Here is a 23,371-nt window from a genome sequence, read left to right on the forward strand (position 1 = left end):
TATGAAAAAATTTATTATTTTGTTTATTATAGCCGTACTTATGTTGACGGCATGCGGCAATAAGGATGAGGACAGCGTAGCTTTAGTGGCGTCCCAAATCGGAGAAGCTGACAAAATGAGCAAAAAAGACAATAAAGAACTTTCGTTAAGCATGCGTACTGCGTCAACTCTTAATCCGCTTTTAAACGAAGAGGAAACAGTGGATTCAATATTAAAGATTATGTTTGAACCTCTGATAGGTATCGACAGCACATACAAGCCGTCGCCATCTATAGCTGAAAGCTGGTATTACACAGAAGAAGGAACGCTTTTGACAATCAAACTTAAAGACGGGCTTAAATGGCACGACGGAAGCAGTATAACGGCCGACGACGTAATATATTCGCTCGGCGTTATAAAATCATCGTCTGAAAATTCAGTATATAAAGCCTGTGCCGAAAATGTGGCAAGTTTCGGCAAAGCCGACGATCTGACAGTTAATGTTAAATTTAATAATGCCTATGTGGGCAATGTTTATTCTATGAGTTTTCCGGTTATACCTTCATCATATTATAGCAGCGGCGGCGAGGTAGATTTTGCTCCGATGGGAAGCGGGCCGTATAAATTTGAAAGCTATACGGCCGCTAAGGAATTAAGGCTTACTGCGGCTGACAACAGTTTTACTCAAAAACCTGCTATAGAAAATATAATAGTTTCTATTACAACAGATTCTGATACGGATATTTATACATTCAGCCAGCGTATTACAGATACTGTAATAGCCGACGAAACAATGCTTGGAAAGTTTGATTTTGACGACGGAAGCAAAAAATACAGCTATATTGATAACTATTATGATTTTTTAGGATTTAATTTTGGAAAAGAAGTATTTAATGACAAAAATGTACGAAAGGCCATTGCATGCACTGTTCCTGTGGAAAGCATAATTGAGGCCGTATACCTTTCAAATGCGGCGGCGGCCCCAACGCCTCTGAATCCTGACAGTTTTCTGAATTCAAACGAAGTAGAACCATATCAATATGACTTAACACAGGCAAGGAAACTGCTTGACGATGCAGGATACTTACTGAAAGAAGGAAGCGGCATAAGGGAAAAACAGCTGGAAAACGGTATGCAGACTCTTTCATTTTCACTTCTTGTCAATAAGGAAAATGAAGAGCGGTGTCAGGCGGCTGTAAAAATAGCGGAAGAATTAAACAGTATAGGTTTTAGCATAAATGTTGAAAAGGTTGATTATGAAACATATCTTTCAAGGCTTGAAGCAATGGATTTCGATATGTTTCTGGGCGGGTTTGAGCTTTCAATAGTGCCTGATTTCGGATTTATGTTTGAAAGCGGAGGAAGCTTAAATTACACAGGCTACAGTAATGAGAAAACAGATGAATTGATTAATGTATACAGAAATTCCATTACAGAAAATGAAATGAAGGAAAACATGAAAAACCTCCAAATGCAAGTTGGCGAAGAACTCCCCTGCATAGGAATAACTTTCAGGAAAGCGGCGCTTTTTACTGATGAAAGAATAACAGGGGATATAGTCCCGATTCAATTTAATGCTTATAACGGTATTGAAAAATGGGTGATTAACTAGGAGTGGATATATTTGTCACAATTCAGAAAAAATATGATAACGGGCGAATGGGTTATATTTGCTGCAAATAGACGTAAAAAACCGTATCACTTCAGGAAAAAGGAATTGTCTTTGGATAATTCAAATGTAAGTCATTGTCAATTCTGCCCGGGACACGAAGAAGAAACGCCAGACGCCGTATATCAAGATGGAACAAACGGAAATTGGAATATAAGGGTTTTTAAAAATCTTTATCCGGCTGTTGATACGGAATGTTATGAAGAAAAAATCGAAGAATTTTATACATCGAATGTCGGCATAGGTATACATGAAGTGCTTGTGGATACGCCTAATCATTTTGATACGCCTGAAAATTTCAGCTCCGTTAGGATATTAAAAATCTTAAATGTAATAATACTGCGTTTAAAAGAAATAAGGAAAAAGGATTTTATCAAATATATACAAGTATTTAAAAATAACGGGCCTGAAGCAGGGGCCTCGATTGCCCACTCGCATTGGCAGATAATCGGGATACCTTTGGTGCCTCCTAAACAGGAAAATACTGTTTTGAATTTTAAAAAATACCTGGAAGAAAATCAAAGATGCATGCTTTGCAGTATGGCAGAATATGAATTAAAAAACGGTGAGCGCATAATAGCGGAAAATAAAAGCTTTACTGCGTTTGTGCCTTATGCCGCTAAGTTCAGCTTTGAGATTATGGTGATTCCTAAAAGGCACGTATCTTCTTTGACAAATTTTACTAAATGTGAAATTAAAGATATGTCTGAAATACTTGTGCTTATTTTCGACAAAGTGAATACGTTAAAAAACGGTATCAGTTATAATATATGTTTTCAAGAAAAGCCGGAGGGATGCAGTGAAAGCTGTTTTCATTGGTATATGCAGATTTTTCCGCGCCTTGGAGCCCCTGCCGGGTTTGAATTTGCCACAGGATGTTATATAAATCCTCTTCTTCCGGAAGACGCCGCCAAAATATACCGCAAAGGTGAAAAATGGAATAAATAAACAATTATTTTAGCTGCCCCGCTGATTATTTCAGCGGGATTTTTATTTAGATTTTAACAAATTTTCTTTTTGTGAGAATTTATGTATGTTGCAAATAAACTCGAAAAATAGTATAATATCCAAAGTATGATATAGAAAGTATGTATTGGCAGACTTGTATTTAAAACATGCAGATTTTGCATTTAAGGAGAATATAATAGTATGGATGAAGCGGTAATCGTAATTATGCTCAAGGATAAGGAAACAGGATTTCTTGATAAGGAACTTGGTTGTTACAAAGTTCCTGAATATGAAAATTTAATTTATAACACATATGCTGTTGATGATAACGGCAAAATAAAAGTATTCATGAAAATTACAACCGATAGGGATGTAAGCGATTGGGAATTTGAAGCTGTTTATGATTACTATGATACTGAAACAATTTTGCCTTTTGTAACGTCTATAGCTGAAGAAGAGGATTGTTATAATCCAACCTGGATAGTATCGTTTGACTTTGTTGACGATATAGATTTTATGGAAGAAAAAATTTCAGAAATCCTTAAAGCGCATCATGAGGAATTAATTTCCGTGTATGAAACGATTTCGGATAAAAGGGATGAATATTAATTGAAAATATTTAATTTTAAATGGGTTACAGTTATAACGGTGCTTTTAGCCTTATTATTTTCCAGCTGTAATTTTACATCTAATGATAACGACTCTCCTTCAGATTTACTTCCTAAGGAAGAAACAGGAAGCAGCGATGGCGCTGTTAATACAAAAGGAAGAAATAAAAAATCTGACAACGGTTTTTCTGCCGAAGAGAATTCAGAAAACAGCGAAAGCGGAATCGAAGATGAAAACAGCGTACAAGTCCCTAATGAAGATGCGGATAAAATAGACTCAAACAACAGTGAGAAACCTAATAAACCTGAAAATGTGAAACCTGTTCCATCGCCGGGCATTTCACATACAGACGATAAAGACGATAACGACAAAAATAATCAAAGTTCATCCGGACAGGCTGTAGATCCTTATTTAAACGACGACAGCCTTATGAACATATGGAAAGCTTTAGACGACATAGTATATGCCGGACAGACATATTATACAGAGAATTTCAGCAAAACAAGGGTTATTACTCATAACGGATACCTATATAATAAAGCGGCCGAAGAAACAATTACGGTTGATTACCTTATTGCAAACGGATATTTATCATCTAAATATGTTATGCAAAATTATGAAGTTTTGCTGTTAAATGCCGCCGATTTGAAAAAATACAGCAGTCTTTATATTAAGGACAGTGAAGAAGGCTTCATAGTTGTTGCGGCCGCTCCGCATCCAAGTGAAAATATGTATCTATTAACTACGGCAAACAGTGCGGGCGGGGCGATATCTTCATCTCAGTATGCGGCGCTCTTGAATAATTACTACCAAAATCATGGGGCAATAGGCCGTTTGTCGCCAAGCTCTGAAAACTATAACAGGATACTTAATTTTATAAGTATGTATGAAAGCAAATATGAAGAGTATTTTGTAAGAAGTATAACAACCGATAATAAATATGCTGTTGTTATACTCTCCGGAAAGAGCAGTCCGAATGAAGTAAGGCAGTATATATTAAGGCGTTCCGGAAACATATGGGAGGTAGTTATGAGCGGCCTTGAAACAGATCCGAGAGTACTTGTAAGCGTTAATAAGGCTCTTCCTGATTTTAACCTTGAGCTGCTTCCGCCGTATACTATAAACGACCATCTTTCATCTTTAAACAGAGATAAGTCGCCTTTAATAGGGCAAATGATAAATATGGGATTTATTTCCGGCGCTTCGGATATAAGTTATATATGTGGAACGTCAAATTTTGTTTATATTGTTCTTAATAATGAGGTTAAATATCTGTGCAGCAACACCGGCGATTCATGGAATATTGTCCAAGTTTCAACATCTGACGAGGCAAGAAATAAAATGCTTGCTATAAATAAGAATGCTCCAACATTTATAATATTAGACAGATAGGCGGGTTTTAAATGAAATATACACAAGAAAACGGAAACATAATTCTTAAAGATTACGACAGTTTTATAATTTCCCAAACGCTGGAATGTGGACAGTGTTTTAACTTTAATAAGTTGGGGGAAGAAGATTATATAGTCACCGCTCATAAAAAGGCTCTGCACATTTATCAAAGCGGAGATGCCATTGTATTTGAAGATACGTCAATAAATGAATTTGAAACTATATGGCTTAACTATTTTGATTTAAATAGGGATTACAATGAGATAAAAAAGCTTTTGGCCGATGAAGATGAAATATTAAAAGGGGCAGTTGAATATGCCCCCGGCATAAGGATTATAAATCAAGAATTTTTTCAATGTCTTATATCCTTTATTATTTCACAAAATAACAGGATACCTATGATTAAAAAAGTTGTATACAATATCAGCAAAAAATACGGGGAATACATAAGAACTGTAAACGGAGAAGATTATTATTCTTTCCCTGAGCCTAAAAGGCTTTTTGGTTTGGACGGTGAGGAATATAAGGACTGTAAAGCTGGTTTTAGGGGAAAATATATTGCTGATGCCGTGACCAAGTATGTTACAGATGAATTGGAAATTGAAAGCTTTAAAAGCCTTTCAACGGAAGAATTACGGAAAAGGCTTATTTCGATTAACGGAGTCGGGCCTAAAGTTGCCGATTGTGTTATGCTTTTTTCTTTAAAAAGGAGCGACGCTTTCCCAACGGATGTCTGGGTAAAAAGGATAATGAGTTATTTTTATTTTGGCGGCCAGGACACCCCGATTAAAAAAATACATGAATTTGCAGATGAAAAATTTGGCGATTATTCAGGTTTTGCACAGCAGTATCTTTTTAATTATGCTCGTCAATTTAAAATCGGTACGGATAAATAGAGTTTAGGGTGAAAAATAATGCTTGGAACAATTGTTAATTCTTTAGCTATTTTGTTTGGAGGTTCAGCCGGGCTTTTGCTTAGAGGAGGAATAAGCGAAAGATATAAAGAAATCATAATTAGCGTATTGGGTTTATCCGTTGCGTTTATCGGGCTGTCAACCGCACTTGAAGGTCTGATGAGCGGCGAAGCGGAACCTATTCTATATATTATAAGCTTGGTTTTAGGCTCTATAATAGGAGAATTTATCAAAATAGAACAGAGGATTGAATCTGTAGGAGATATAATACAGCATAAAATAGGCAGTAACGGCGGGAATGTTTCACAGGGGTTTGTTATGGCGAGCCTTACATACTGCGTAGGAACTATGGCAATACTTGGAGCTATTGAAAGCGGCATACAGGGAGTACACACAACATTGTTTACAAAATCGGTTCTTGACGGTATAACTGCTATTATATTCGCCTCTACGTTAGGTATAGGCGTATTGTTTTCTGCTTTTTCTGTTTTTGTATATCAAGGAATATTAACGCTTCTGGCGTCATACATTCAGCAGTATATGACGGGAGATATGATGCGTGAAATTTCTATTATAGGCGGAATTATGATATTTGCTATTGGAATTAACATGCTTGAAATAAAAAAATTTAAAATAGGCAATATGCTTCCCGCTGTGTTTATACCGGTTATATTTTATCTGCCGCCGGTACACATGGTTTTTGAATTTATAACAAGTCTATTCTGAGAGGTAACAGTTTGAATAAAACAAATGTAATGAGAATGCTTGATTCGGCAAAAATTTTATATACGAGCGCGCAGTATGAATATGATGAGAATGATTTATCGGGCGTTCATGCCGCGGAAGTTTTAGGCCTTCAGCCTGAAATGGTATTTAAAACCCTTGTTGCAAAGGGTGACAGAACAGGAGTAACGGTTTTTGTTATACCTGTTTCTGAGGAGCTTGATCTGAAAAAAGCGGCATCTGTTTCCAAAAATAAAAAGATAGAGATGCTGCATGTAAAAGAGCTTTTGGGGGTAACCGGATATATAAGAGGAGGATGTTCCCCAATAGGCATGAAGAAAAAATTTAACACATTTATAGACGAAACATGTATGTTATTTGACAATATAAGTATAAGCGCAGGTGCGAGAGGATGCCAGGTTTTAATCGCTCCCAATGATTTAATTAGATATATAGGAGCGGAATTGAGAGATTTAACTGTTTAGGAGGGGAATTATGCAGGAAAGTGAGTTCAGTTGTATTAAATGCGGAAAACTTACATGTGATACGCAAAATTTTCCGTATCCAAAGGAATGTGTGACGGAAAAGCTGGGTAAAGATGCTGTTGACGATGTTATTAAGACTTATTTGGAAGATGAAGAAAACACAAAGATTTTGAAAGCAGCCGCTGAAATTGAAGGAAATTATTACTGCAAGGCAACTCGTGTTGAAGAAACGGTTATGTTTTTGAAAAAAATCGGGGCTAAAAAAGTAGGAATCGCTTCGTGCGTCGGAATGATCAAAGAGGCAAAGACATTTTCAAAAATATTAGAGGTTAACAAAATTGAAACCGTAGGCGTTGTTTGTAAAGTGGGAAACCGCGATAAAACTGTGCTTAATATAAAAGAAGAAGATAAAGTGCACCCAGGCAATTATGAGCCGTTTTGTAATCCTATAATGCAAGCTGAATTTTTGAACAATGAAAATGTTGATTTTGTGGTTCTTATGGGATTATGCGTAGGGCACGACACGTTATTTTTCAAATATTGTAAAGTACCTGTAACGGTCCTGTTTACAAAAGACAGGGTAACCGGAAACTGTGCCGCACAACCGTTATATTTAACAGAAGGATATTACAAAAAGCTTATGAAACCGTATGAACTGTAATATTTACATATAAATTTTTTCAATAAAAATAAGAACCGGATTTCAGTAAAATCACGGTTCTTATTTTTATTGAATTTCAACTTTATACGCCCTGCTCAGCGGCGATTCAATTCCGTTACTAACAGAGGATATTTTAAAGTAGATTTTATTAAAATCTCTTAAATCAATTTTCATACAGTAAGGGAAACTCCAGTTCCAATTATAGGAATTGGTTACCGGATTGGCAACGGGGCGAAATTCACCGTTTTCCGTATATGAACTGTATATTTTATAATAGTCTGCACCGTATACCCTTGGCCAGCTAAATACCGCTTTTGTACCGTCTATATAATATGAAAAATTATCAGGGCATGAAATAGTATGTTCTATAGACGATAATTCAATAAGCGGTATATTTTGTGAAAAATCCATTTGTTTAACTTTATTAATTGGAATTGACATATTGTTTCCGGCTGTATCATATAAAGAGGTTATCCCAATTAATTCGCCATTTTTGTTGAAAAGGGCGCCGCCGCTGCTGCCTTTTTCAATTGCGGCTGTAGCTCCTATAGTGTATTTGTTTAAAGCCGTAACTATTCCTCTTGAAACAACGTTAAACTCACCTTTTGGAGAGCCGACAGCCGTAACTTCGTCTCCGATTAATATCGAATCGGAATCTCCTAATAAGGCCGGTTCCAAACCTGTTTTATCAATCTTCAATACGGCTAGATCATTGGCTTTATCATAAGCTCGCACAGTTGTTTTTCCCATATAATATGTTTCATCGTTAAATTTAAACAGCGCTGTGCTGGAATCTTCTATTATGTGGAAGTTTGTAACGATATACCCGTCGGATGAAATAATTACTCCGCTGCCCTGATGTTTGTCAGTATCAATCATAACAACGGAATTTTTTAGTTTATCGCCGCTATTTTCTGATAAATTTAAATCGGATGTAAATATTTCTACAGTTTTATTGGTATCATTCCAATTAACAACGGCATCTGCGCTTTCGGCTATAAACCTTAACGGCGCAAGAGTATAGCCGTCTTGTATAACAGGAGGCGTTTTGAGTTCATGCGGAGAGTTATTTTTATAAGCCGTATTGTCACCTATTTTTAAATTTATTACATTTTTTCCAAGTATTCCTGTAACAGTTTCTTGATTTTGATCCCAGAATAACTGGAAACCCATCGCTTCAAAAATAGATCTGACGGAAATCATAGTTGTGCCGCTTATTATTTTAGGGTCGACTTCAAATTCTAAAGGCTTGCCGTTTAACAGTACAGATATTTTATCTTCAGCTACTGCCGAAACTGCAAACATCAGTGATAAAAGCACAGCCAATACTATTTTAAATATTTTACTCATAATACACCTCAAATAATAATTACTATTATTTTAGTATACTTTTAAATTGTTTATATTCTGTTTCAAAATTGTTAAATTACATTGACAAAAAAATCAATATAATGTAGACTATGGGCATATTTTATGGAGGTAAATTTAATGGAAATAATAAGAATTTTAAAAAGTGATTTTGAACCAATATACAATATTATGGAAGAGGCTTTTCCGGAAAATGAACGGCGCAGCAAAGAAGGGCAGTTGGCTCTTTTTGAAGATGAATTATACAAGATTTACGCCGACAAGGAGAAAACCGTATTTATTGCATTTTGGGAATTAAGCGAATATGTTTTTATCGAGCACTTTGCATCTTTAAAGTCACAAAGAGGGACTGGCATAGGCGGAACTTTTTTAAAAACATTTTTAGAAATGATTGGAAAGCCTGCCGTGCTTGAAGTTGAACCGCCTATAAACGAAATTTCAAAAAGGCGGGTTATGTTTTATATACGGAATGGTTTTAAATTAAATGAATATTTTTATATTCAGCCGCCTCTTGGTAAAGACCGTGAAGAGCTTGAACTTAAGATTATGACTTATCCAAACGCTCTTTCTCAGGGTGAATTTATGGTTTTAAAAAATGAAATATATGAAAAGATTTATAAGCTTAATATTTAATAATTAAAAGCCTGCTGTCAATAGTAGGCTTTTTGCATTAATAATTTGATATAAAAGAAATATATTTTGTTCTATATTTATAAAAAAATTATTAAAATATAAAAAAACACATTATTTTGTGTAGTATTTTTGCATAATTTATAGTATAATTAAACACATGTCATATAAAGTTTTAAAAGAAGGATGAAAGGTGGAATGCTTGTGGATTGGGAAAACGAACTGTTAAATAACATAACCAAAGCCGATGAGTTAAAGAATTTACTTAAAATGTCAGAAGAAGAAACAGAACGTCTGTCAAAAACACTTGAAATGTATCCAATGTCAATAAGCAGATATTATTTATCCCTTATAAATTTTAATGATGAGAATGATCCAATAAGAAAAATGTGTATACCGGATATAGCGGAAAATGTTTCCGGCGGGATGAAAGATACAAGCGGAGAAGCCTTGAATACTAAATTACAGGGTATTCAGCAAAAATATCCGCAAACTGCCCTGATACTTTCAACCTCACAATGTGCCATGTATTGCAGGCATTGTTTTAGAAAACGCCTTGTCGGAGTTGAAAATAATGAAGTTGTGAATAACAGAAAGACCGTTTATGATTTCGTTTCCGAGCATAAAGAAATATCAAACGTACTTATTTCCGGCGGCGATGCCTTTTTAAATTCAAATGAAGTGATTGAAGATTATCTTAAAAACCTTACAGAAATACCGCATCTCGATTTAATACGGTTTGGCACCCGGACTCCTGTTGTATTCCCCACTAGAATTTACGGCGATAATGGATTATTGGATATACTAAAAAAATATACTTTAAAGAAACGTATTATTGTTGTAACGCAATTTTGTCATCCAAATGAAATTACAAGCGAATCTGAAAAAGCTGTTAAAGCTTTAAATAATATTGGCGTTACGGTTCGGAACCAGGCTGTGCTTCTTAAAGGGATTAATGATAACAGTATGGTAATAGCGGATTTGATGAGGGGACTAACTGCCATAGGCGTAGATCCATATTATATATTCCAATGCAGGCCGGTAGAAGGGGTGAAAAATAATTTTCAAGTTCCGTTGTTAAAAGGATATGAAATAGTCGAAAACGCAAAGAAACAGCTTAACGGAGTTTCAAAAAGCTTTAGATTTGTTATGAGTCATGAAACAGGAAAAATGGAAGTATTGGGAAGCGCAAGGCAAAATTATTTGGTATTTAAATACCATGAAGCAAAGAACCCTGATGATTATGGCAAGCTTTTTGAATATAGAATTGATGCAGGACAATGCTGGCTGTAGAAACAAAATATAAAATTATGAAGATATTAAATTTAGGTGAAAAATAAAAAAGCCGTTTCAGCAAATTTCCGGAAACGGCTTTATCTACTAAAATATTTTTAGAAAATCAAACTTATATTTGTGTATCAAACGTCATATGTAAACATGTATGCTCGTTTAATTTTACACTGAATCGTGAACCGAGATTTTATTATCTTTTTATAACTACTGTGCTATATAAGCGCAAATATATAACTCAATATTTTTTAATTCTTTTCACAAATATATACCATTAATGAAAAAATATTTATAATTATTATGAATATAGCATATATTGTCAGAACCGTATTCATTGTTGGCATAACGTCCGAAACGGCAGACCAGTCTTTATGCTTAACCCAGTTATTTATCATACGATACTCAAATAAGACAGTTAATACAGTCGAAGAAAAAGCGGCTATTGATGATAATTGGAACAATTTACTTTTATTAACGGCTGAATGTAAATTCATAAAAGTAAAAACAACGCTCATAATGCCAAATAATATCCACATTAAATCACCATCCCTAAAGCGGCGCCTATATTTAGGCTGAATTATAATTATTTTTCTATAGGCTTAATATTTTTATTATAAACTTTTTTCATAAAGAAAACAGCAGTTACAAGCGATACTACCTCAGCTATCGGGAACGCAAGCCAAACAAGATCTAATTTTCCGAACTTTGAAATAATAAAAGCTACCGGAAGAAGTACAATCAGCTGACGTATAAGGCTTACAGTAAGGCTGTAAAATCCTTTTCCAAAAGCCTGAAAAACAGCATTGAAAACTATAGAAAACGCTGATAGCAGGAATTGGAAACTGATTATTTTTAAGGCTACCGTCCCGATGCTTAACATATTTTCCGAAGCGTTGAAAATTAAAAGTATTTCCTGTGAAAAAAGCTGCATTAGGGCAAACCCAAACAGCATTATACATACTGCTCCAACAAGACTTAACTTAATTGTTTTGATAATCCTGTCTTTGTTTTTTGCGCCGTAATTATATGCCAATATCGGAACCATGCCGTTATTTAATCCATAAACAGGCATTAGTACGAAACTTTCGAGCTTCATATATATGCCTAAAACGGCCGCAGCGGTTGAAGAGAAACCGAGGAGTATGCCGTTCATTCCAAATGACATTACAGACGTAACCGAACGCATAAGTATGGAAGGAAACCCGACTGAATAAATGCGCTTGATTATTGAAAAATCAGGCCTGAACCCTTTAAACGAAAGTTTAATTTCATGATTGAAAAAATGGTTTAAAAAGAAACCGGCAACTGTCGAACAGATTTGGCCAATGACGGTTGCAACCGCCGCTCCGGCAACTCCCATTGCAGGAAATCCATACAATCCGAATATAAGAATCGGATCAAGAATAATATTTATTATAGCTCCCGAAAGCTGCGTTATCATAGAATAGACGGTTTTTCCGGTTGCCTGAAGGTATCGTTCAAAAGCTATTTGTGTAAATACACCGATAGAAAAAATTGTACATATTTGGGTATATACTGTTCCGCTTTTAATAACTTCGTTTATATCTGTCTGTATTGAAAAATATGTTCCTGAAAATAAAAATCCTATAACCGCCATTACTACATAGCTTAATAAGAACAGGAACATACCGTTATTTGCAACGTTATGAACAAGGTTTTCATTTTTTTCGCCAAGGCTTTTAGAAAGAAAGGCATTCATTCCAACTCCTGTGCCGACTGCTATTGATATCATGATATTTTGTACAGGAAATGCCAATGAAACCGCCGTTAATGCGGTTTCGCTAAGTTTTGCAACAAAATAGCTGTCAACGATATTATACAGCGCCTGTACGAGCATTGATATAATTATTGGCAGCGATATATTAACTAAAAGTTTTCCGACAGGCATAGTGCCCATTTTATTTTCTTTTGCTGTTTCGCACATTTTACACCTCAAATATTAATTGTATCCAAAACGCCTTTCAGGCAATTAAAAAATTCAACATATCCCTTTTCCGACAGATGACAACCATCTTCCTGCAGATATAATGTTAGATCTTCAATACCGCTTAAATGTTTATTAAAATCCGCAAGATATGTATTGTATTCATAAGAAATTTCCCTCACTGTACTGCAATATGGGGCAAGCCTGTCATTGTATGTCCAAGGCATGAAAACCGTATCGTCGACGGGAGGAGGGGTGATCATGATTATTTTGCAGTCTTTATTCTTTAACCGTATTTCTTCAACCATTGCTTGCAAATTCAGTCTGTACTCATAAAGCGTCCTGTAAGCGCCTTCTCCCATTGCGCTGTCATTTGAACCGAATAAAAAAGTAACGATGTCGGGGTTGAATTTTAAAACGTCATTTTCAAATCTTTCAGCGGCTTCGCGCGTTGTATCGCCGTTTACACCGCTGTTAATAAATTCCGTATCTTTATAGCAGTTTTTAAGAAGATGTTCAATATTATCTTTTGGCCATACTCCGTATCCGAAAGTCAGGCTGTCGCCAAACAAAACAACTTTCATATTATCAAAGCCTTTCAATATAATCATAAAAACCGGGAAATGATATGTCTGCACATTCCATTCCCTTTATAGTCGTTTCTCCTTGCGATGCCAAAGCGGCAACGGCAATACTCATTGCAATTCTATGGTCTCCGTAGCTTTCACATACGTTGCCTTTCAGCCTGTTGACACCGTTTATGACCATTCCGTCCTCAGTTTCTTCGATATCTGCTCCGAGCTTTTTCAGCTCGCATACGATGGTCTTAATACGGTTGCTTTCTTTAACTTTAAGTTCGCCGGCGTCTTTAATAACGGTTTTGCCTTCGGCCAAAGATGCGGCAACGGCGATAACCGGTATTTCGTCAATGAGCGACGGTATTATATCACCGCCTATTGTGATTCCTTTTAATTTAGAATATTTAACATGTATATCCGCAACAGGCTCCCCGCATACGACACGCTTATTTTCAACGGAGATATTCGCACCCATTTCATGTAATACTGATATAATGCCTGTTCTGGTTGGATTTACGCCAACATTATTTATCGTTATTTCAGAATTTTTGCAGATTGTACCGGTAACCAAAAAATATGCCGCGGAAGAAATATCTCCGGGCACATGTATTTCCTTAGCGTAAAGTTCCTTTACAGGTGAGGAAATTATTTTGTTTCCGTCGCGTTTTATATCTGCGCCGAGATAGTTAAGCATTATTTCGGTATGGTTTCTTGTCGGTTCCGGTTCGATAATTTCCGTTTGCCCGTCGGCATAGAGGGAAGCCAACAGGATTGCGCTTTTAACTTGCGCGCTGGCTACATTCATTGCATAGCTTATACCTTTCAGCTTTTTGCCTTTGACGTTTACCGGAGCGAATAATTTATTGTCTTTAATTATGCCGGAGATATCAGCTCCCATTTCCCTGAGCGGAACGGCAACCCTCTCCATAGGGCGCTTTTGAATTGAATTATCGCCTGTTAATTTACAGTTGAAATCCTGCCCGCAAAGAAGGCCTGTCAAAAGACGGATTGTTGTGCCGCTGTTGCCGACGTCAAGTATTCCTTCAGGGGAAGAAAGGCCGTGAAGGCCTTTTCCATGAACAACGACGTCAGTTCCGCATACTTCAATTTCTATTCCCATTTTTTTAAAACATGAAATCGTAGACAGGCAGTCCTCGCCTGTCAAAAAACCTGATATATTCGTTCTGCCGTCAGAAATCGAACCGAACATTACCGCTCTGTGAGAGATTGATTTATCTCCGGGAACAGTAAAAACGCCTTTTAAGTTTTCTTTAGGGTATATTATAATATCCATTTTATCACCCGTAATCAAAATTATTATTAAATATTATACAGAAATTTTACTCTTTTGCATATACTTCGTAATTCATTTCTTTTAAAAGTTTAATGCTTTTTGCACGTTGTTCCTCGCTGTCAAATGAAATCTGCAAAACTCCGCATTCGTGTTCGCGGCTGTTTACAATGCTCATATTTTTTATATTTATATTATTGCTTGAAAACAGTACGGCAATAATTGCAATAGATCCTGGTTTATCCAAAACATCAATAACAATTTCATAACGTTTAACGAATGTGCCGGGAGTAGCGGCCGAAAATGAATCCCTGTACATTCTCGCGTGGTCGAAATACTCTTTAACGGCTTCTTTGTCGTCATTTTGTATGGATTTACGGACGTCTGCTATTACATTTTCAAGGTTTTCAAGCGCATTTAATATTTCATGCTTATTTTCAAAACAAATGCTTCCCCACATATCGGGACTTGACGACGCTATACGGGTTATATCTTTAAATCCGCCGGCAGCTAAAAATTTCATATGTTTTTGCGGCGTATCCATAATACAGACGCTGTTGCAGAGGGCAGACGCTACAATATGCGGAACATGGCTTATGGAAGCTACTATGTAATCATGCTGGTACGGCGATACGATTACGGGTATTGCGCCAAGCGACGACAACGCTTTTTTAAACTCTTCAACTGTTCCGAGAGGGGCGTTTTCGGCAGGCGTAAGTATATAGTAAGCGTTTTCAAACAAATGCTCTTTAGAAGCGTTATATCTGTATTTTTCGCTTCCGGTCATCGGATGGCCGCCGATATATATAAATTTGTCTGAAAAAGCCTTCATTTCGTCATATATATGTCCTTTTGTGCTTCCGACATCGCTTACTATGCAGTTTGGTGAAATATATTGCGATAGTTTTTCGGCAAAACCGGCAATAGTGTTAACAGGAGTACATATAAATACAATGTCACAGTCGGCAAAAATTTCATTAACTGTGGTTGAATAACCGTCGATAACGCCTTCATTATATGCATCTATAAGTACGTCCTGATTTCTGTTTACGGCAACTATTGTTTGTATATTAAGACGATTTTTGAACGCTTTCGCAAGCGATCCTCCTATCAGCCCGAGACCTATTATGCCAACTTTGCCAAACATCAGAATTTCCTCCCCATAAGTTCGATAAACGGTTTAATTTCTTTGCATAGTTTTCTGAAATCTTCAGGGTTCAGCGACTGGGGACCGTCGGAAAGGGCGATTGCCGGATTAGGGTGTACTTCAATCATAAGTCCGTCCGCCCCGGCGGCAACAGCCGCTTTAGCAAGAGGAGCCACATAATCCCTGACGCCTGTCGCATGGCTTGGGTCAACAATAACCGGAAGATGGCTTTTTGATTTTATGACCGGAACAGCGCTTAAATCGAGAGTATTTCTTGTGCTTGTTTCGTATGTCCTTATACCGCGTTCGCACAATATGACATTTTCATTGCCTTCGCTCATAATATATTCGGCGGCATTAAGCCATTCGTCTATAGTTGCGCACATGCCTCTTTTAAGAAGCACGGGGATGTTTGTTTTTCCCGCCGCTTTTAAGAGTTCAAAATTCTGCATATTCCTTGCGCCTATTTGTATTATATCTACATATCCGGCAACAGCTTCGATTGCTTCTTTGCTTGTAACTTCACTTATGACTTTAAGCCCCGTTTTATTTCTTGCTTCGGCCATATACTTTAAACCTTCAACTTCAAGCCCTTGGAAGGAGTATGGGGAAGTCCTCGGTTTGTAAGCGCCTCCGCGAAGTATCTGGGCGCCTCCCGACAATACGGCTTCGGCCGTTTCAATCATCTGTTCGCGGCTTTCAACGGCGCATGGGCCGGCCATTATAACAAAACTGTCGCCGCCTATTTTAACGCTGCCCAAATCTATCACGGACGGATCGGGATGGAACTTTTTATTGGCCAGCTTATAGCTTTCGCTTACATGAACAATTTTTTCGACTCCCGGCATAAGCTGAGGGTTGCGTTCAAGGAAAATATTCTTGTTTCCTACAACTCCGATAATCGTTATTGCCTCGCCTTTCGATATATGGGCTTTAAGGCCGCAGTTTTCAAGGTTTTGGACTATATTTTTAATGTTTTCTTCAGTTGAATTCGATTTCATTACTATAATCATTTAGAATTCCTCCCCTGTTGCACTTTAAAGTGTTAAAATATTTGTTCCATTGATTGTATATCTTTAAAAGCGTTATGTCAATAATATTTATTTTAACTAAGGATATTTTATAACAGTATATCATATATTAAAGAAAAGGGGGTACAAGCTTTGAGTATAAAGGATGAAATTATATTGGCTTTAGGCGGGAATATAAGGGAAGTTATTAAAAAAATGACCGAAAAGGAATTTGACAGCTGCGAAGAGTTAAGAATAAGAGCCGAAAGGCCCGTTTCAATAAAAATAAAAGGCAGATATATGTATTTGGATCATAACGGGACTCCCACGGAAGATTGCAGAAAAGGGTTTTGCGCCAGTATGAAAGATATAGGGCTTACCATGGAAATACTAAGCGGATATTCGCTTTACGCCTACAGCGAAGAAATTAAACGCGGCTTTATAACAATAAACGGAGGTCATCGTGTCGGCCTTTGCGGAAACGTAATTGTAAATAATAACGAAATAACGGATATAAGACGCATAACAAGCCTTAATTTCCGTATAGCGCATCAGGTTAAAGGATGTGCGGAAAAAATAATGCCTTACATAATAAATAAGAATACTGCTATCATTTCCCCGCCAGGATGCGGAAAAACAACTCTTTTAAGGGACATTATAAGACTTTTGAGCAACGGAGGCGCGACTGTAAGCGTAGTTGATGAAAGAAGCGAAATAAGCGGGGGATACGGAGCTTCCGTTAAAAATGACTGCGGTATAAATACAGATATATTAAACGGATGCCCAAAGCAAAAAGGTATGGAAATGCTTTTGAGGAGTATGGGCCCGCAGTATATAGCAGTTGATGAAATAGGCGGAGTTGAAGACGGGAGAATAATAGCCGAAACGGTTACATGCGGCGTAAAGGTAATATGTACGGCTCACGGAAGTACGGCCAGCGACATATTTAACAGGCGGGCGTTAAAAGAATTGAAGGAAAACAAAACTTTCGATGTTTACATTTTTTTGCAGGGAGTAGGCAATATTAAGTGCATAACCGACAGCAATTTTAACGAAATCGGAAAGGTGTGATTTTAATGTTGGTTAAAGCCGTTGGCGCGGCGGCAGTTTTAGTAAGCAGTTATATATTGGGCCTGTATTTTTCAAAATCAGGCTATTTCAGGCAGCATGATTTGGAACAGCTTAAAAAAGCGGCGACTATTTTCCGGGCGGAGCTTTTATATTCTTCATCGCCTTTATTTGAAGTTTTCAATCAAATTTCCATCAGAACTACGGGAGCTGTTTCTATGATATTTAAAGAAGCTTCGGAATCATTCGAAAAGAGAAATGGGGTTTCTGCCGAAGAAATTTGGGCTAATTCGATAATAAAGGAAAGCGGACATGCATATTTTAATTCAGAGGATATAGAAAACATGTTTTCTTTCGGAAGGACGCTTGGATTTGCCGATAAATCCCAACAAGCTGACAATGCCGCGATATTGATAAGCTATATAGAAAGCGCCCAAGAAGAAATACGTGAAAAGCGAAGAACCGAAGAAAGACTCTATAAAGCCCTCGGTCTGCTCGGAGGCATTATGGTTTGCGTGATATTGTTTTAAAGGGGGGATTTTGGTGGAGATTAATATTGTTTTTCAAATAGCGGCGGCAGGAATACTTATTGCCGTTTTAAATCAGGTGCTTATAAGAGCGGGAAGGGAAGAACAGGCAATGATGACTACTTTGGCCGGGCTTGTAGTTGTTTTATATTGGGTAATTCAGTACATAAGCGCCCTCTTTGAAACAGTTCAGACTCTTTTTAAATTTTAGGAGCGGGTGCGATATGGAGATACTGCAAATTGTTATTTTGGGAATAGTTGCCACGCTTTTGTCTGTAAGCCTGAAAAACAGCAGCCCTAATTTCAGCCTTCTAATCGGCCTTGTAACCGGCATATTAATATTCCTTTTCATGGCGGAATACCTAAAAAAGGTACTTGATATTTTAATTAATTTAACACAAAGTGCGGGCGTCAACGGCGCATATATCGAGGTTGTCCTGAAAATAATGGGTATTGCTTACATATCGAGATTTGGGGCCGAGCTTTGCAAAGACGCCGGCGAAAGCGCTGTGGCCGCAAAAATAGATTTAGCCGGAAAAGTCCTTATAGCTGTTGTATCTTCTCCGGTTATACTTGCGCTTATGGAAATGGTGCAAAATTTTATATAGGTGGTTTTGCTTATGATAAAAAGGATAATATGCTTAACGTTTTTAATAGCAATAGCCTTGATATTTCCTCAAAAAGTACATGCGGAAGAAATAGATACTGTTATCGGGGTACAGTTGGACAAGCTGGGGCTTGAGGAAGTAGACGGGGCGGCCGGGGATATTTTTGAAGAAAGCGGGTTCAGTTTAAGCGAAACCGTAAGGGGAATAGCCGCAAACGGATGGCAGATTTCTTTAAGCGATATTTTATCTGCGCTTGTGCAAAATATATTTTCCGAGATATTTTTACAGATTTCCCTTATGAGAAGGATATTATTTATAGCAATTTTATGCGGTTTTTTAAAATCTCTTGAGGATTCGTTCGGCGGCAAGGCGGCTTCTGAGCTAGGGTTTTATATATGTTATATACTGCTTATTTACATAGTAATGACGTCTTTTTATGACAGCGCGCAGATGGTTATCAATACGGCGGATGAACTTATTGTTCTTTTAAAGGCAATGCTTCCGACGTTTATAACGCTTCTGACGCTTTCCGGCGGCGCGGTTCAGGGAGGCGTTATGGGGCCGTTTATAATGGGTTCCGCCGGTATTATATCGTATGCCATAAGAATTATAATAGTGCCGGCAATAGGGCTTACGGCAATGCTTAAGATTGCTAATAACATATCTGACAAAGGCATATTATCAAATTTGAGCGGCTTGATGGAAAAAATAATTTCTATCTGCCTTAAAGGATGCGCTTTCGGCTTTATGGCTGTGTGTACCCTTCAAAGGACAGGCGCATCCGGCATAAACGGCGTTATTGCAAAAACGGCTAAATCGGCAGTGGGCGCCGTACCGGTTGTAGGCGACGTTATGGAGGGGGCGATTGACACGGCTGCGAATTTAACAGGGCTTTTAAGGGGCTCTCTCGGTATTGGAACGGCTATTTTAATTGTAACTGTTGTTTTAACTCCGGTAATTAAGCTTGGGGTTATATGGCTTATTTACAAATTTGCAGCGGCGGTTATAGAACCGGTTTCAGAACCCAGGCTTATAAAAGCTTTAAGTGCGGCTGGAGACTTTTCGGCGCTGTTGATTGGGGCGCTTTTTGTTGTTGCGGTTATGTTTATTTTTTCGGCTATTATACTTTTAACTGCCGTTTAAAAGAAAGGAAAAGTGTAATGATTGAGTTTTTCAGCGCATATATAAAAACTATAGTATCTCTGCTTCTGCTGTCGGTTTTCGCTGAAATTTTAATGCCGGAAGGAGGATACAAGAAATATATAAAGCTATTAACCGGACTTATAATCACTCTTACCGTACTGAACCCAGTTACATATATTTTGGGGATGAGTGAAGATAGGCTTTATGGGGTTGTGGAAAGGAATACGGAAGAAATATTGGGAAACACATTCGACTTTAAAATGCCTGAAAATACGGAAACGCTTGAAATGAGTTTTTATAAGGATGAATTATCTGCGCTTATATCAGGCGATTTGCAGAAAAGGGGGATTGAAGCGGCGGAAGTATCAATTACAGCGGACGAGGATATAAACAGTGACGGATACGGGGGAATAATTGAAGTTATAATTTATGTATCGGGGAATAAAAATGAAAGTGACAGAAAAACTAGAGATTTCATAAGTGGAAAATACGGTGTGCCAAACGAAAATATTGAGTTTATATACCAATGAGGTGAACAAAATGGAAAAAAACATAATTCTTAATTTTTTAAGAAAAGATAGTAAAAAGCTTAAAACAGACATTGCGGCGGTTTTCATTACAGGGATATTGCTTATTATAGTTGGCAACGGTTTTCTGGGCATGAATAAAAATCTGCCGGCAAAGACTGTTGTTTCTGACAAAACAGAAAGCGGCGGTCAGGATAATGAATATGAAAACCTCGAAGCAAGGATGAGTTCCATTTTCTCTAAAGTTGAAGGTGCCGGTGAAGTTGAAGTAATGATAACACTAAAATCCGGAAGTGAAATTGTTGTTGCCCAAGAAGAAAAACTAAGCGAAAGAACAGATACAAACGGCGAAGAAAAAAGCCGCGAAATAAAGGCAACCCTTCTTGACAGTACGGGAGGGACTAACGCCCCGCTTATATTGAAAGAAAATTCGCCCGAGATTGAGGGGGTTGTGATAATAGCCCAAGGCGGAGACGACGTTATTGTGAAAGAATCCCTTACAAAAGGGGCTCAGGCGCTTCTTAATGTTCCGGCACATAAAGTTGAAGTTTTTAAAATGGTTAAAAAGTGATTTTGCCGCGCTAACGGCGGCTAATGATATTAAAAAGCTAAGGGGGTACATAAATGTTTCCTGTAAGAAAAAACCAAATTATAGTAACAACGCTTGTAGTAATGGTAGCTGTAGCCGGGTATCTTAATTTTACCCATACAGACGCCGTTGAAATGTCATCGGCCGATACTGACGTAGGCTTCAATTACGAGGCCCTTATTGACGATAGTTCGGATATTACGGTTTTGGCCGATGATGAGGACACAGCCGAAGTTGCCGATGCCGGAAGTGAACAGGCGTCGGAAACAGGCCTTGATCCGCTTACGGCGGAAGCGGATTATACGTCTGAGGACGACGACACGGGGGCTGCTGTTTTTGTTAACGCATCGGAAGATGCAAGTACATATTTTGTTCAGGCAAAGCTTGAAAGAGAGCAGTCGAGGGCAAAACAGAAAGACATACTTACAGAAATGATAAATAATGAAAACCTCGACGCCGAACAAAAAGCCGATTTCGCAAAAGGAATGCTTGATATACAGCAAAGGATTGAAAAAGAAACGGCTGCAGAGGCTATGATTAAAGCGAAAGGTTTTAATGAAGCCTATGTAAGAATTGACGACGAAACTGTTGACGTTGTTGTTAACGCGCAGGAAATAACCGACGCTCAGGCAGCCCAGATACAGGACATCGTGAAACGCAAAACAGGTTTTTCGTCTGACAAAATAAGAATCAGCACAGTAAAAAAATAGTTTGACTTTGAAATACCGTCCGATTGCAATCATTGCTTTTTCAATGGCTATGGTTGAATACTTCAGTATTTCAGAAGAAAAATTTATAAATGTAATGCGTGCTTTTGCAGTTTTCCGCTGTCAGGGAGATATGAATACGATAATAAAAAGCCTTTGCTTAAACTGGGAACCAGTTTGACTAGGGCTTTTTATTTTTAAAACGTGGTATAATAAAGGAGATGTCTTGGACATGCATAATATAATATGCATAATGATTATATTCTGCGCTTTAATCGGGCTTATAATTAAAACCGGGATTTTAAACGGGCGTTTTAAGCCATACACTATAATTTATTTTACAAACCAGAGCAATCTGCTCGTTATAATAATATATTCTTTATATATGTTTATAAATATGACAAGAAAAAATTCTTTGTTTAACTTTTTTTACGGGCTCATGATTGTTAATATAATTTTAACGGGCATTATATATTTTGCATTGCTTATGCCTTCATGGCCGGGCTTTACGGGAAAATTTGCTTATAGGGATATTTTGGCGACAATATTGCTGCATTTTGTAACCCCCGTGCTCGTATTAACAGAATTTTTAATTGAAAACGGCGGAAATAATGCGTTTTCTTACAGATATATATTCTTATGGTGCATTTATCCGGTTATTTATTTCATATTTTTAATTATACGGGCAAAAATCGGAGGATTTATACCTAACCGACATTCAAAATATCCATATGATTTTATATCCGTCGATTTAATTGGTTTTAAAAATGCCTTCAGAAACGGTATGCTTATTTTGGTTTTTTATTCGCTTATTTCGATAATAATTGTAACAATAAGCAGGATAGGAAAGTAAAATATAAAAGCATAGAGGAATTTCAGGGCAGAAACAAATTATAGAACGTACTAACTTAAATCATAAAAAAATTTTATATTTGGAATTAAAAAAAGTATTTATTTTATGTTAACCATGTGATATAATTATTTAGAAATAAAATAATGAATATGAAGGACAGGTGATGGCTTGAAAAGGGCGATAGGATCAAAAATAAATCTGCATAGCGAATCAGATGAAATTGCTAAAATATATATGGAATGTGTAAGCGATATATTAAATAATGAGAAGGTCAAAAAACTGGATGATTGGGAGCAACATAACCACACAAGCAGGCTTCAGCACAGCATTAATGTTTCCTATTACAGTTTTTTAATTTGCTATAAAATGGGCTGGGATTATCGCTCGGCAGCCAGGGCAGGCCTTCTGCACGACTTATACTTCTATGATTGGAGGGTGAAAAAAGCTTTAAGAAGCAGCCACGCGTCATGGCATCCACGGGTTGCCCTTGATAACTCAAAAAAAATCTGTGAAATTAATAAAATAGAAGAAGACGCAATTATGAAACATATGTGGCCATGCACACTTGTTCCGCCTAAATATAAAGAAAGTTATATATTAACTTTTGCAGATAAAATTTGCGCCATGTTTGAAGTTTTTACAAACCAGCAGAAAGTTTTGGCGGCTGAATAACTATTAAATCTAAAGGCATTCCTGATTATGGGATGCCT

Annotated in this window: 26 protein-coding genes; 20 read left to right on the forward strand and 6 right to left on the reverse strand. The window is 37.2% G+C overall.

Annotation, left to right across the window (positions count from 1 at the left end; translation table 11 throughout):
• Position 1: 1 nt before the first annotated feature.
• From NE664_11660 to NE664_11695, 8 genes are all read left to right on the forward strand, one after another.
• Entirely contained in the window at positions 2–1,591 is a 1,590-nt protein-coding gene (locus tag NE664_11660) for a peptide ABC transporter substrate-binding protein (protein MCQ4727300.1), read from the forward strand.
• A 12-nt stretch (positions 1,592–1,603) separates the two neighbouring features.
• On the forward strand, positions 1,604–2,596 hold the full coding sequence (gene galT / locus NE664_11665; GenBank protein MCQ4727301.1) for a galactose-1-phosphate uridylyltransferase: 993 nt from the start codon (positions 1,604–1,606) through the stop codon (positions 2,594–2,596).
• 201 nt (positions 2,597–2,797) lie between these two features.
• Positions 2,798–3,205 (forward strand): hypothetical protein, encoded by a 408-nt coding sequence (locus tag NE664_11670; GenBank protein MCQ4727302.1) that lies wholly within the window; start codon positions 2,798–2,800, stop codon positions 3,203–3,205.
• Positions 3,206–4,597: a hypothetical protein gene (locus tag NE664_11675; GenBank protein MCQ4727303.1), complete on the forward strand. Its 1,392-nt coding sequence runs from the start codon at positions 3,206–3,208 to the stop codon at positions 4,595–4,597.
• 11 nt (positions 4,598–4,608) lie between these two features.
• Positions 4,609–5,493, forward strand: a complete 885-nt coding sequence (locus NE664_11680) for an N-glycosylase (protein MCQ4727304.1) — start codon at positions 4,609–4,611, stop codon at positions 5,491–5,493.
• A gap of 18 nt (positions 5,494–5,511) precedes the next feature.
• The gene (locus NE664_11685) at positions 5,512–6,237 is read left to right on the forward strand and encodes a DUF554 domain-containing protein (GenBank protein ID MCQ4727305.1); all 726 of its coding nucleotides are present in this window, start codon (positions 5,512–5,514) and stop codon (positions 6,235–6,237) included.
• Between the two features lie 11 nt (positions 6,238–6,248).
• Positions 6,249–6,719: a Cys-tRNA(Pro) deacylase gene (gene ybaK / locus NE664_11690; protein MCQ4727306.1), complete on the forward strand. Its 471-nt coding sequence runs from the start codon at positions 6,249–6,251 to the stop codon at positions 6,717–6,719.
• A 10-nt stretch (positions 6,720–6,729) separates the two neighbouring features.
• Complete coding sequence (locus NE664_11695; GenBank protein MCQ4727307.1) at positions 6,730–7,380, forward strand: DUF1847 domain-containing protein; 651 nt, start codon at positions 6,730–6,732, stop codon at positions 7,378–7,380.
• A gap of 66 nt (positions 7,381–7,446) precedes the next feature.
• Here NE664_11695 and NE664_11700 read toward each other — a convergent pair whose 3' ends face one another.
• Complete coding sequence (locus NE664_11700) at positions 7,447–8,730, reverse strand: stalk domain-containing protein (GenBank protein ID MCQ4727308.1); 1,284 nt, start codon at positions 8,728–8,730, stop codon at positions 7,447–7,449.
• Positions 8,731–8,868: 138 nt separating this feature from the next.
• On the opposite strand from NE664_11700, the gene NE664_11705 reads away from it, so the two are divergent.
• Both NE664_11705 and NE664_11710 read left to right on the forward strand, forming a co-directional pair.
• On the forward strand, positions 8,869–9,381 hold the full coding sequence (locus NE664_11705) for an N-acetyltransferase (protein MCQ4727309.1): 513 nt from the start codon (positions 8,869–8,871) through the stop codon (positions 9,379–9,381).
• A 195-nt stretch (positions 9,382–9,576) separates the two neighbouring features.
• Positions 9,577–10,671, forward strand: coding sequence for a KamA family radical SAM protein (locus NE664_11710; GenBank protein ID MCQ4727310.1), 1,095 nt, complete (start codon positions 9,577–9,579; stop codon positions 10,669–10,671).
• A gap of 580 nt (positions 10,672–11,251) precedes the next feature.
• Here NE664_11710 and NE664_11715 read toward each other — a convergent pair.
• From NE664_11715 to aroF, 5 genes are read right to left on the reverse strand one after another with little or no spacing between them, the layout of a single operon-like run.
• Complete coding sequence (locus NE664_11715) at positions 11,252–12,613, reverse strand: MATE family efflux transporter (protein ID MCQ4727311.1); 1,362 nt, start codon at positions 12,611–12,613, stop codon at positions 11,252–11,254.
• A gap of 8 nt (positions 12,614–12,621) precedes the next feature.
• On the reverse strand, positions 12,622–13,251 hold the full coding sequence (locus tag NE664_11720) for a GDSL-type esterase/lipase family protein (GenBank protein MCQ4727312.1): 630 nt from the start codon (positions 13,249–13,251) through the stop codon (positions 12,622–12,624).
• Positions 13,202–14,485 (reverse strand): 3-phosphoshikimate 1-carboxyvinyltransferase, encoded by a 1,284-nt coding sequence (gene aroA / locus NE664_11725; protein MCQ4727313.1) that lies wholly within the window; start codon positions 14,483–14,485, stop codon positions 13,202–13,204. The genes NE664_11720 and aroA overlap by 50 nt, the downstream gene beginning before the upstream one ends.
• 46 nt (positions 14,486–14,531) lie before the next feature.
• Entirely contained in the window at positions 14,532–15,629 is a 1,098-nt protein-coding gene (locus NE664_11730) for a prephenate dehydrogenase (protein MCQ4727314.1), read from the reverse strand.
• Positions 15,629–16,642, reverse strand: coding sequence for a 3-deoxy-7-phosphoheptulonate synthase (gene aroF / locus NE664_11735; GenBank protein MCQ4727315.1), 1,014 nt, complete (start codon positions 16,640–16,642; stop codon positions 15,629–15,631). The genes NE664_11730 and aroF overlap by 1 nt, the downstream gene beginning before the upstream one ends.
• A gap of 150 nt (positions 16,643–16,792) precedes the next feature.
• Here aroF and NE664_11740 point away from each other — a divergent pair, with 150 nt between their 5' ends.
• The 10 genes from NE664_11740 (at position 16,793) to NE664_11785 (ending at position 23,333) form a co-directional block, all read left to right on the forward strand.
• Entirely contained in the window at positions 16,793–17,710 is a 918-nt protein-coding gene (locus tag NE664_11740; GenBank protein MCQ4727316.1) for a stage III sporulation protein AA, read from the forward strand.
• A gap of 5 nt (positions 17,711–17,715) precedes the next feature.
• Positions 17,716–18,237 (forward strand): stage III sporulation protein AB, encoded by a 522-nt coding sequence (locus NE664_11745; GenBank protein ID MCQ4727317.1) that lies wholly within the window; start codon positions 17,716–17,718, stop codon positions 18,235–18,237.
• Positions 18,238–18,250: 13 nt separating this feature from the next.
• Positions 18,251–18,445, forward strand: coding sequence for a stage III sporulation protein AC (spoIIIAC, locus tag NE664_11750; GenBank protein MCQ4727318.1), 195 nt, complete (start codon positions 18,251–18,253; stop codon positions 18,443–18,445).
• 13 nt (positions 18,446–18,458) lie between these two features.
• Positions 18,459–18,842, forward strand: coding sequence for a stage III sporulation protein AD (gene spoIIIAD, locus NE664_11755; GenBank protein MCQ4727319.1), 384 nt, complete (start codon positions 18,459–18,461; stop codon positions 18,840–18,842).
• Between the two features lie 12 nt (positions 18,843–18,854).
• Complete coding sequence (locus tag NE664_11760; GenBank protein MCQ4727320.1) at positions 18,855–19,985, forward strand: stage III sporulation protein AE; 1,131 nt, start codon at positions 18,855–18,857, stop codon at positions 19,983–19,985.
• A 17-nt stretch (positions 19,986–20,002) separates the two neighbouring features.
• Positions 20,003–20,515 (forward strand): stage III sporulation protein AF, encoded by a 513-nt coding sequence (locus NE664_11765; GenBank protein MCQ4727321.1) that lies wholly within the window; start codon positions 20,003–20,005, stop codon positions 20,513–20,515.
• A gap of 10 nt (positions 20,516–20,525) precedes the next feature.
• Entirely contained in the window at positions 20,526–21,083 is a 558-nt protein-coding gene (locus tag NE664_11770; protein ID MCQ4727322.1) for a hypothetical protein, read from the forward strand.
• 53 nt (positions 21,084–21,136) lie between these two features.
• Positions 21,137–21,811: a SpoIIIAH-like family protein gene (locus tag NE664_11775; protein ID MCQ4727323.1), complete on the forward strand. Its 675-nt coding sequence runs from the start codon at positions 21,137–21,139 to the stop codon at positions 21,809–21,811.
• 229 nt (positions 21,812–22,040) lie between these two features.
• A complete protein-coding gene (locus tag NE664_11780) occupies positions 22,041–22,661 on the forward strand; it encodes a Pr6Pr family membrane protein (protein MCQ4727324.1) in 621 nt (206 codons plus the stop codon).
• A gap of 168 nt (positions 22,662–22,829) precedes the next feature.
• A complete protein-coding gene (locus tag NE664_11785; GenBank protein ID MCQ4727325.1) occupies positions 22,830–23,333 on the forward strand; it encodes a hydrolase in 504 nt (167 codons plus the stop codon).
• Positions 23,334–23,371 lie beyond the last annotated feature (38 nt).

This window comes from Anaerotignum faecicola (genome assembly GCA_024460105.1).
Taxonomy (GTDB): domain Bacteria; phylum Bacillota; class Clostridia; order Lachnospirales; family Anaerotignaceae; genus JANFXS01.

Excerpts from the sequence above, each read along its gene's own strand:
- NE664_11660 (MCQ4727300.1), top strand. The coding sequence starts at position 2 with ATGAAAAAATTTATTATTTTGTTTATTATAGCCGTACTTATGTTGACG.
- NE664_11670 (MCQ4727302.1), top strand. The coding sequence starts at position 2,798 with ATGGATGAAGCGGTAATCGTAATTATGCTCAAGGATAAGGAAACAGGA.
- NE664_11680 (MCQ4727304.1), top strand. The coding sequence starts at position 4,609 with ATGAAATATACACAAGAAAACGGAAACATAATTCTTAAAGATTACGAC.
- NE664_11685 (MCQ4727305.1), top strand. The coding sequence starts at position 5,512 with ATGCTTGGAACAATTGTTAATTCTTTAGCTATTTTGTTTGGAGGTTCA.
- NE664_11695 (MCQ4727307.1), top strand. The coding sequence starts at position 6,730 with ATGCAGGAAAGTGAGTTCAGTTGTATTAAATGCGGAAAACTTACATGT.
- NE664_11700 (MCQ4727308.1), bottom strand. The coding sequence starts at position 8,730 with ATGAGTAAAATATTTAAAATAGTATTGGCTGTGCTTTTATCACTGATG.
- NE664_11705 (MCQ4727309.1), top strand. The coding sequence starts at position 8,869 with ATGGAAATAATAAGAATTTTAAAAAGTGATTTTGAACCAATATACAAT.
- NE664_11710 (MCQ4727310.1), top strand. The coding sequence starts at position 9,577 with ATGCTTGTGGATTGGGAAAACGAACTGTTAAATAACATAACCAAAGCC.
- NE664_11715 (MCQ4727311.1), bottom strand. The coding sequence starts at position 12,613 with ATGTGCGAAACAGCAAAAGAAAATAAAATGGGCACTATGCCTGTCGGA.
- aroA (MCQ4727313.1), bottom strand. The coding sequence starts at position 14,485 with ATGGATATTATAATATACCCTAAAGAAAACTTAAAAGGCGTTTTTACT.
- NE664_11730 (MCQ4727314.1), bottom strand. The coding sequence starts at position 15,629 with ATGTTTGGCAAAGTTGGCATAATAGGTCTCGGGCTGATAGGAGGATCG.
- aroF (MCQ4727315.1), bottom strand. The coding sequence starts at position 16,642 with ATGATTATAGTAATGAAATCGAATTCAACTGAAGAAAACATTAAAAAT.
- NE664_11745 (MCQ4727317.1), top strand. The coding sequence starts at position 17,716 with ATGTTGGTTAAAGCCGTTGGCGCGGCGGCAGTTTTAGTAAGCAGTTAT.
- spoIIIAD (MCQ4727319.1), top strand. The coding sequence starts at position 18,459 with ATGGAGATACTGCAAATTGTTATTTTGGGAATAGTTGCCACGCTTTTG.
- NE664_11760 (MCQ4727320.1), top strand. The coding sequence starts at position 18,855 with ATGATAAAAAGGATAATATGCTTAACGTTTTTAATAGCAATAGCCTTG.
- NE664_11765 (MCQ4727321.1), top strand. The coding sequence starts at position 20,003 with ATGATTGAGTTTTTCAGCGCATATATAAAAACTATAGTATCTCTGCTT.
- NE664_11770 (MCQ4727322.1), top strand. The coding sequence starts at position 20,526 with ATGGAAAAAAACATAATTCTTAATTTTTTAAGAAAAGATAGTAAAAAG.
- NE664_11775 (MCQ4727323.1), top strand. The coding sequence starts at position 21,137 with ATGTTTCCTGTAAGAAAAAACCAAATTATAGTAACAACGCTTGTAGTA.
- NE664_11780 (MCQ4727324.1), top strand. The coding sequence starts at position 22,041 with ATGCATAATATAATATGCATAATGATTATATTCTGCGCTTTAATCGGG.